This window comes from Rhodopseudomonas sp. BR0C11, assembly GCF_010820945.1.
Lineage (GTDB): Bacteria > Pseudomonadota > Alphaproteobacteria > Rhizobiales > Xanthobacteraceae > Rhodopseudomonas > Rhodopseudomonas palustris_H.
The window spans coordinates 1-1,550 of sequence record NZ_QTKI01000665.1; the positions used below are offsets into that span (position 1 = coordinate 1).

Here is a 1,550-nt window from a genome sequence, read left to right on the forward strand (position 1 = left end):
CTCGGGCGGCGAACAGCAGCGCGTCAACATCGCTCGCGGCTTCATCTCGCACACGCCGATCCTGCTGCTCGACGAGCCGACCGCGTCGCTCGACGCCAAGAATCGCGCTGTGGTGGTCGAGCTGATCGCGGAGAGCAAGGCGCAGGGCGCCGCGATCATCGCCATCGTGCACGACGACGAGATCCGTGAGATCATCGCGGACCGCATCGTCGACGTGACCTCGTTTGCCGCCGCCGCATGACCAATGGAATGAACGAGACCATGAACAATTCGCAGGAGATGGTGCTGGGCAATGCCCGGCTGGTGCTGGCCGACCGGGTGATCGAACACGGCTGGATCGCGATCGCCGACGGCGTGATCGCGGACCTCGGCGAAGGCAACGCGCCGAACGGCGCCAAGGACATGCAAGGCGATCTGGTGATGCCCGGCCTGGTCGAGCTACACACCGATCATCTCGAGGCGCACTACACGCCGCGGCCCAAGGTGCAGTGGAATCCGGTCGCCGCCGTGGTGTCCTACGACGGCCAGCTCGCGACCTGCGGCATCACCACGGTGCTCGACTCGCTCCGGGTGTGGCGCGAGGAAGGTGCCGAGGAGGTCGATGGCCAGGCGATCGTGCTGGCCGGCGCGATCTCGACGGCGCGCGACGCGCAGCTGCTGCGCGCCGATCACTTTCTGCATCTGCGCTGTGAAATCCCGATGCCGAACGTGGTGGCGGAGGCCAAGGAGCTGATCGACCGCCCCGACATCCGGCTGATGTCGCTGATGGATCACACGCCGGGCCAACGCCAGTTCCGCGACGAGGAAAAGCTGCGCGATTACTATCGCGGCAAGGGCGCCGGCATGACCGATGCCGAGCTCGACGTGATGTTCGCACGCCGGGTGTACTGCAAGGAGAATTACGCCGACGCCAATATGCGGGCGATCGTCGAGCTTGCGCATCGCTACGAGATTCCGCTGGCAAGCCACGACGACACCACGCCCGAGAACGTCGCTGACGCGATCCGCGACCGGGTCGCGGTCGCCGAATTCCCGACCACGCTGGAAGCGGCGCGCGAACTACACCAGGCCGGCATCGACATCCTGATGGGCGCGCCCAACGTGGTGCGCGGCGGCTCGCACTCCGGCAACATCGCGGCGATCGATCTGGCGCACGAGGGACTGCTCGACATTCTGTCGTCGGACTACATCCCGTCGAGCCTGTTGATCGCGGCGTTGCAATTGCCAATGCGCGCGCCGGCGATCGACCTTGCCGCCGCGATCCGTACCGTCACCAAGGCACCGGCCGAAGCGGTCGGGCTCAATGATCGCGGCGAGATCTCCACGGGCAAGCGCGCCGACCTGATCCGCGTCCACGTCGCGCATGATGTGCCGGCGGTGCGCAGCGTCTGGCGCGAAGGACAGCGCGTGGCATGACCGATATCGCGGTGGCGGAGCAGACGACGAAACTGATCGGCACCGAGCGAGCGGGCGGCATTGATCAGCGTGTCCTTGCCGGCGCCGGATGGGCCGACCACCAGCACCAGCCGCCCGCTCGCTCGGTGCCGACG

At 67.0% G+C, this 1,550-nt stretch carries 2 protein-coding genes and 1 pseudogene; 2 read left to right on the forward strand and 1 reads right to left on the reverse strand.

Annotation, left to right across the window (positions count from 1 at the left end; translation table 11 throughout):
• The coding region (locus DYI24_RS26360) for an ATP-binding cassette domain-containing protein (RefSeq protein WP_164574407.1) at positions 1-241 on the forward strand (241 nt) is incomplete at its 5' end.
• A gap of 8 nt (positions 242-249) precedes the next feature.
• Complete coding sequence (locus DYI24_RS26365; RefSeq protein ID WP_502706382.1) at positions 250-1,416, forward strand: alpha-D-ribose 1-methylphosphonate 5-triphosphate diphosphatase; 1,167 nt, start codon at positions 250-252, stop codon at positions 1,414-1,416.
• Between the two features lie 49 nt (positions 1,417-1,465).
• Here the strand turns inward: DYI24_RS26365 and DYI24_RS28175 are convergent.
• A pseudogene (locus DYI24_RS28175) lies at positions 1,466-1,526 on the reverse strand (phosphonate metabolism protein/1,5-bisphosphokinase (PRPP-forming) PhnN); the annotation flags it as partial.
• Positions 1,527-1,550: the final 24 nt, after the last annotated feature.